This window comes from Pantoea sp. Morm, from assembly GCF_016643525.1.
Lineage (GTDB): Bacteria > Pseudomonadota > Gammaproteobacteria > Enterobacterales > Enterobacteriaceae > Pantoea > Pantoea dispersa.
Genome location: NZ_VOQX01000144.1, coordinates 1 through 7,179, shown reverse-complemented (window position 1 = coordinate 7,179; position 7,179 = coordinate 1). Strand labels below are relative to the sequence as shown.

The 7,179-nt window shown below is 34.4% G+C and carries 7 protein-coding genes; all 7 read right to left on the bottom strand.

All coding sequences use genetic code 11. The annotated features are described in order from the left end of the window. Window positions 1-370: NAD(P)-binding domain-containing protein (locus FT726_RS25340; protein WP_346303660.1), on the bottom strand; the 370-nt coding region annotated here is incomplete at its 3' end. Window positions 371-560: 190 nt separating this feature from the next. Further along, window positions 561-1,685 carry a glycosyltransferase family 4 protein gene (locus FT726_RS25335; protein WP_288421937.1) on the bottom strand — a complete coding sequence of 375 codons (1,125 nt, stop codon included), beginning with the start codon at window positions 1,683-1,685 and terminating at the stop codon, window positions 561-563. A gap of 21 nt (window positions 1,686-1,706) precedes the next feature. After that, complete coding sequence (locus tag FT726_RS25330) at window positions 1,707-2,582, bottom strand: glycosyltransferase (protein WP_346303659.1); 876 nt, start codon at window positions 2,580-2,582, stop codon at window positions 1,707-1,709. Beyond that, window positions 2,579-3,730, bottom strand: coding sequence for a UDP-galactopyranose mutase (gene glf / locus FT726_RS25325; RefSeq protein ID WP_288421940.1), 1,152 nt, complete (start codon window positions 3,728-3,730; stop codon window positions 2,579-2,581). The genes FT726_RS25330 and glf overlap by 4 nt, the downstream gene beginning before the upstream one ends. Window positions 3,731-3,734: 4 nt before the next feature. Further along, on the bottom strand, window positions 3,735-5,642 hold the full coding sequence (locus tag FT726_RS25320; protein WP_288421942.1) for a DUF4422 domain-containing protein: 1,908 nt from the start codon (window positions 5,640-5,642) through the stop codon (window positions 3,735-3,737). A 9-nt stretch (window positions 5,643-5,651) separates the two neighbouring features. Next, window positions 5,652-6,389 (bottom strand): ABC transporter ATP-binding protein, encoded by a 738-nt coding sequence (locus FT726_RS25315; protein ID WP_260640495.1) that lies wholly within the window; start codon window positions 6,387-6,389, stop codon window positions 5,652-5,654. After that, entirely contained in the window at window positions 6,389-7,156 is a 768-nt protein-coding gene (locus tag FT726_RS25310; RefSeq protein ID WP_346303661.1) for an ABC transporter permease, read from the bottom strand. Before FT726_RS25310 ends, FT726_RS25315 begins: the two co-directional genes overlap by 1 nt. Between the last annotated feature and the right edge of the window lie 23 nt (window positions 7,157-7,179).

Below are 7,179 nucleotides of genomic sequence, written 5' to 3'. Positions count from 1 at the left end.
CGATGAAGTTGAAGCCCTGATCAGACAGTTCTTTATTACGACGGATAGTGTCTTTATAGAAGGTGTTACCACCATCAATCAGGATGTCGCCCTTATCAAGGTGTGGCGTCAGTGAAGCGATGGTTTTGTCTGTCGCTTCGCCTGCCTGTACCATCAGAAGGATGCGGCGGGGTTTTTCTAACGACTCGACAAACTCTTCAACGGAGTAATAAGGAGCAAGTTTTTTGCCCTGATTTTCAGCGATAACTTCATCAGTCTTTTCACGTGAACGGTTAAAGATTGAGACTGTGTAACCGCGGCTCTCAATGTTAAGAGCCAAATTTCGGCCCATCACTGCCATACCTACTACACCAATTTGTTGCTTGGACATTACATCCTCCTGTCTGCTAAAAAGACGTATAAATCTTGTACGCTTTACACTTACATTACCATACTACATCAAATTCTTGATAAGAGAAAAGACATAAAAAATAGTATTTATTTAATCGCATTAATAATATAACTATTAAATATTGAGCTTTATGCTCGACGTTATTTTATAACTTTTAATTTCAATAAATTTATAGCCTTGAGTAAACATCTAAAGTGGCGTTCACAACAATTTTAGAAGAAAAGAGCTTTTCAACGTTTTCTCTAGCGCAATAACCAAACCTCTTTCTAATTTCCGGATTTAGTAACAATATTTTTATTTTTTCCGCTAAAGCATCGATATCTTTTTGATTTATTATATAACCAGTCTTATTATTCAATATAATACTAGAACAACCACCAGTATTATATGCAATTGTTGCTCGACCAACCGAAGCTGCTTCAATTAATATTCTTGGTACACCTTCAGCATATATTGAAGGAAGAGCAATTATGTTAGCCTGCTCAATCAATTCACTCACATTATTACATTTACCCAACCATTTTATAGTGCCTTCACTTTGCCATTTTTTTAATACACTTTCAGGGATGGTATCAGGATCATCTTTTACAGTAATACCCGCAACATTTAGATTGAAGATAATCCCTTCTTTTTCTAATTTAAGCTTAGCCTGAATAAGGTCTTGCAACCCCTTACTCCAGATTACCCTACTAGCAAACAGCACAATTGGCACATTATTTGCATGTTCTTCTTTGAAAGAAAAATTATCGATATCTATTCCAGCACCATTAATAACTAAAGTTTTATCAACTGACATCCTAGTTCGATTAACTATTTCATCCCTATCCAAATCATGTTCAAAAATAAAACAAACACCATCTTGTTTTGCTATAAGACCATAAATAAAAGTTGCAAAATTTCTCAACAGCCAATATTTGTATGATTTGGATGAAAAAACACGCCCAAGACCTACGAAACTAACAACCAATTTGGTTTTTTTAAATTTAGCAAAGCAACTGCCTATAAGACACGGCTTTATCGTTATGCAATGCAAAATTAATGGTTTTATTTCATTTATTAATCTGACTGAGTTATTCACATCCTTAATAAACGTGAAAGGATTCATTGACTGTTCTGACATCTTGCAATCATGAACAATAAGACCTATTTCCTCTAAATCTTTCCGATTTTCTATGCCTGTAACATTACATATTAGGTGGACTTCATATCCATCTTTTATTGCAGCATGAGCTCTATCTTTCCAATGCAATAAAAAATACCAATCTGAATTAATATAGTAACACAGTCTTTTCATTTCACTGTCCAATCTATACCCTCAGTTTCTTCTTAATCCGTCTCTAATTCCATTCACCATGGCTTTGAGAAAAGCAATCTTTTCATTGGAGGATTTGAGCATAGAGACGTATTTCAAAAGCCTAGCAACTATTGAAATCAAACTAAATGGGCGAGCTAATTTAAATAGCTGATAAGAAAGAATGAGATTTCTTACTAAATAATAAATCTTCCAAGGTGGGATTGCAGAACCCACTTCGTTAACATCATGATAAAAAATAAGGTTAGGATTATAGCAAAGCTTAAAACCATGGTTGTGTAAATGCCATGAGTAATAAACATCATCATAATAAATAAACAGCTCTTTATGTATAAAATTATAGGTTTCTCTTAAAACATTGAGCTTAATTATTACTCCAACAAAAGAAAATGTCGAAATTTTTTTATGTTCATTTTCAGATGCGACAAAGTTTCTTTGATCCTTTGAATAGCGCATTATATCTTTGATGCTATTTGGTATAGTGACCCAAGGAATATTCATTTTACATCGCTTACCAGTCGGGGTTAACACCCTTGTGGCGAAGACATCGAACTCATCTTTATTTTCTTTTTCAAATTGGATAAGTAAATCTGGTGATGGGAAAGCATCATCATCAAATAACACTACCCAATCCGTGGATATATTTTCAGAAATCCATTTTGATCCTCTGTAAAATCCGCCAGCGCCTCCATCATTTTTATTACTCAGTATAACATGCAGCCGATTATCTTTGAGGCCTTTAAGCCAATCAGCAGTGCCATCTGTTGATGAATTATCAACAATAACTATATGATCGAAAGAGAGCAGCTCTGTAGCTGCCCATGTTTTTTTTAGCTTTTCAAGCCTATTGTAAGTAACAATCAATGCACAAATATTCATCTTGGATTTATTACAAAAGATGGCATCATTACATTACTTTCTAAAGACTTTTTATAGTCTCGTGCAACTTTTAAAGCTTCAGCGATAGTTACATCCATATCAAGATATCGATAAGTTCCAAGACGACCAACGAATGTAATGTTTTTTTCATTTTCAGCCTGATCGAGATATCTTTGCAAAAGCTCCATCTCTCCCATTTGCCTAATGGGATAATATGGAATATCATTTTCATTACATTTTCTGCTAAATTCTTTATAACAAACAGAAGAAGAATGATTCTCCCACGGAGCAAAATATTTATGCTCTGTTATTCTCGTAAAAGGCACTTCTACAGAGCAATAGTTCATAACCGCACATCCTTGATAATCTCCTTCAACTGTAAATTCTTCAAAATCTAGAGTTCGATATCCTAGTCTTCCATGAGAATACTCATAATATCCATCTAAAGGACCACTGTAAAAAACATGATCATAATTGTGTTTTTCTTCTTTATTGAATAAAGTATTGAGTTCTACAGTAATATTATCATGCTTTAATATAGACGTTACTATAGGAGTATAACCTTCTTCTGGCATCCCTTGATATTTGTGATTAAAATAATTGTCATCGTAATTAAATCTAACAGGAAGTCTTTTTAATATCGATGCTGGCAACTCTTTTGGCTCCATGCCCCATTGTTTGAGTGTATACCCTTTAAAAAAAGCCTCATACAATTCTTGACCCACAAACTTGAGAGCCTGATCTTCAAATGTTTTTGGTTCAATAATTGTACTATCACCCTTTAATTCAATTAATTCCTTCGCCTCTTTAGGTGAACATGTTTTTTTAAAAAACTGATTGATAGTATGCAGATTAATTGGTAGAGAAAAAACTTGATTATTAACCGTAGCCTTTACCCTATTTACGTAAGGCATCATCTTACAATGGGCATTTATATAATCCCACACCTCTTTATTATCAGTATGAAAGATGTGTGGACCATAAGTATGAACCATCACGTCGGTTTTTTCATCACGATGGCTAAAACAGTTGCCAGCAATATGGTCTCGCGCGTCGATTACACGTACCTGATGGCCATCTTCCGCCAACTCTCTAGCTATAACTGCACCAGAGAAGCCTGCGCCCACGATAAGGATTTTTTTATTCATGACATTAACCTAATATTATTTTACGAAACTTATAGTAATTGCGAGCTATCATTTGCCTACGCTTACTTCCCACGGGCGCAAACTTATTAAGATAAGGCATTACTTTCCTTTTAACTTTTGTCTGAAAAAGCACCTTTTTATTGTCGCTGTTTGAACTAAGTGAATATTTAATACCATTTAGCCTATCAAATAATTCTTTATTCCATGGCGTATCTGAAATGTAACTTATGAAATTTTCAGAGAAGTCAACTGAAGTCGTATCCCACGGTTTATTCTCACCAGCGAAATGTATCATTTTCGGTCTTTTTCTAGACTCTAAAAATCTCATGTAGGTTGAAAAGTTTAGATTCGGAAAGAAATCGTCAGTATTGCCGTTACCATGGTATACATTCCATTCCATAGGAAGATAATATACTCGCTCATAGAATACCATATTCATAATATCTTGGTCTAAAAACCAATATTTCCGAGCTTTCATCCCTTTCATTAACGCTGCAAAAGTATTTTCTGCATTCATCTGTTTAATATTAAAAAGTAAGATACCAGCCTGAAAATATTTTTGCGTGTCTTTCATGTCAAGAACATTTTTCAAATAGTATTCGGCGGTTATATTTTTTGATTCACCATCAATGTGTGTCAAAGCGCCGAATTTTACAAAACCTTCCATGACTATGTCTTTTACTGCGGCAACAAGTTCATTTCCAAGGTTTATATTTATAAGTTCAGAGATGTCATGTTCGACAATAGTATCAGCATCGATGAAAACCACTTTTTCAAAATCAGAAAAAAGAGAAGGAATGAATAAGCGAGCATATGTGGCAGCACTAAAGTGGGCGCGAGTGTAAACACCTTTCATTTCACTAAAAGAATTAACATCAAAAAATCGAATTTTAAAATTTTTTTTCTCTTTAACAAGAGAAGTTAGCCTTGCTTTGTTTTTTTCCGAAACATTATTCTCTAAAATAACTATGTCGTAATTTTTTTCATCGGTGCTATTTTTGCTTATGGAATTAACTAACGCACCGGCACTTAACGCATAGTTATCATCAAAGCAAATAACAATCGGCACATTTTTCTCATTGAACGCTGGGCTCAGCTTACCGTTAAATGTTTCATTCTTTATAAAAGTCCGTTGCAACTCTTTTTTTATAATTTTTTTTGTTCTTTCCTTATATATTATAAAGATATTTAATAACCTTTCAGCTATATGCCCAATCACTCTTTTTTCTTGTGTTGTGTAATTCTTGAGTGCAAAGTCTTTTTCAAAGTCTTCTAAAACTGAAAATAACCACTGTGAATACTCAATGAATAACTCCCTTTTCATTACAAACATGTTTGTATAATAACCATCTGAGGCTTTATTAAATTCATCTACAGCAGATTTGTATTCAGGGTATAATTTTAATAAGCTTATAATTGCAGTTGAGTAGTCTTCAATATGTAAGTGGGCGGAATTTTTATAATGTTCATAATTATTCTTACTCCCAGCCTGTTTGACACTCCATTTTTTGGGTAAAATTACATCACAACCCTTAATAGCATTATTCAGGCTCAGTTCGTCAAGACCGTATTTCTCCTCATATTGTGAGGAAATAACATCTTCATTAACGACACCCCAGACATCTTCTTCATAGCTTTGATTATTTGAAAAATTCAAATGGCGGCGATAATGCATAAAGCCGACATAATCTGTGAGCACCTCATTTTTCCACACCCAATATTGAGCAGTTAATTCACAATAAAAGGGGTTTTTGTATGATATATTATCTCCACTGTCGTCACCGTCACAGCAAATGTCATTATGACTATTAGCTTTACCAACATGAATTGGTTTAATAATATCTGAGCTCAAAAATGCACTCGGCTTGTGATGGCTTGTATATATAGAAACCTTTTTATTGATAGCTTCCATTTCCATTCCTTACATTGAAGAGCGATATTGTTCAAGTATATCTGTAGCGCTGCCGGTTGCTTTCAGACGATGATTTTCTATCCAAATCACGCGATCGCATATTTTTTCGATGTCTGAGAGATTATGACTGACAAAGAGAATAGTTACGCCCTTAGCTTTGAATTGGTTAATTGTATCAATGCATTTTTTCTGGAACGCATAATCACCAACCGCGAGCACTTCGTCAATAATTAAAATATCAGGATCAACTTGTGTAATTACCGAAAAACCCAACTTCGCCAACATCCCGCTTGAATAAACTCGAATAGGCTCATCAATAAACTCACCCAACTCAGAGAATTCTATGATTTTATTGATTCTTTCATTTAGTTGTTTTCTTCTAAGCCCTAATAGGGTTGCGTTTAAACGGATATTTTCTCTTCCTGTTAACTCAGGATGAAAACCGCCTCCTAACTCAAGCATTGAAGCCACGCGGCCGCGAGTTACAACGCTTCCTGAAGATGGTTTTATAACTCCAGCTACGAGCCCTAATGAAGTACTTTTTCCTGCTCCATTCCTGCCAATTAGCGCAACCGACTGACCTTTTTCTACATGAAAAGATATATTTTCGATAGCAAGATAACTTCTACCAGATAGTAGAGATAAGGCTCTCTTAGGGTTAAAAATGAGCTCTTTTATACCTGAACCAATATGATGGTACAGCGGATATTTTTTCGTAACGGAGTTAAATTCAATTGCTATGTCCATTATAAAATCTCCGCAAATCGATATTTCAACTTATTGAATACCCATGACCCTGATGCCAGAACGATAAACCCAACCAAATATAATGTCAGGATTTTTTCGTAATCAATATATCCATTCATAAATAAAGACCGCCAACTTAATACCATATCAGCCAGCGGGTTATAATTTATTAGCCATTGATACTGTTGTGGTATCATATCCCCAGCATATAGAATAGGGGTGCAATAAAATAACAACATTATAACCAAAGTGATAAACCTTTCTAAATCCCTGAAAAACAGATTCAATGTAGATAAGATTAGGGATATACCATAGGAAAAAATAAGCTGCCCCAATAAAATAATTGGTATTCCCCATAACCAGTTCCAGTGAGGTGTCATATTATAAATCAATAGGAATATAATAATGACTGGAATTGTGCATAAGAAATGCAAGCATTCCATCATAACATTACTAAACGGTATAACGGAACGAGGAAAGACTGTTTTCTTTATTATCTGAGCATTCGCAATAAAGGAGAAAAGTGAATTTGTTGTCGAACTCGCAAACCATTGCCAAGGAAATAATCCAGTAATTATGAAAATGGTATAGTTGGGTATTTGCACTCTCATTATTAGTTTAAAAATAAAATAATAAATCATTGCAAATAATAAGGGATTGGCAATAGACCAAAGATACCCAAGGAAACTACTCTTATAACGAACCTTTAGTTCTTTTTCTGTTATGACTGTTATTAAGTCAATCAGATATCCCAAACTTAACTTCATACGTTTCGCTCTAGTCTCAAGCT

Coding starts and splice junctions, on each gene's coding strand:
- FT726_RS25330 (WP_346303659.1), bottom strand. CDS start 2,582: ATGAATATTTGTGCATTGATTGTTACTTACAATAGGCTTGAAAAGCTA.
- FT726_RS25315 (WP_260640495.1), bottom strand. CDS start 6,389: ATGGACATAGCAATTGAATTTAACTCCGTTACGAAAAAATATCCGCTG.
- glf (WP_288421940.1), bottom strand. CDS start 3,730: ATGAATAAAAAAATCCTTATCGTGGGCGCAGGCTTCTCTGGTGCAGTT.
- FT726_RS25335 (WP_288421937.1), bottom strand. CDS start 1,685: ATGAAAAGACTGTGTTACTATATTAATTCAGATTGGTATTTTTTATTG.
- FT726_RS25320 (WP_288421942.1), bottom strand. CDS start 5,642: ATGGAAGCTATCAATAAAAAGGTTTCTATATATACAAGCCATCACAAG.
- FT726_RS25310 (WP_346303661.1), bottom strand. CDS start 7,156: ATGAAGTTAAGTTTGGGATATCTGATTGACTTAATAACAGTCATAACA.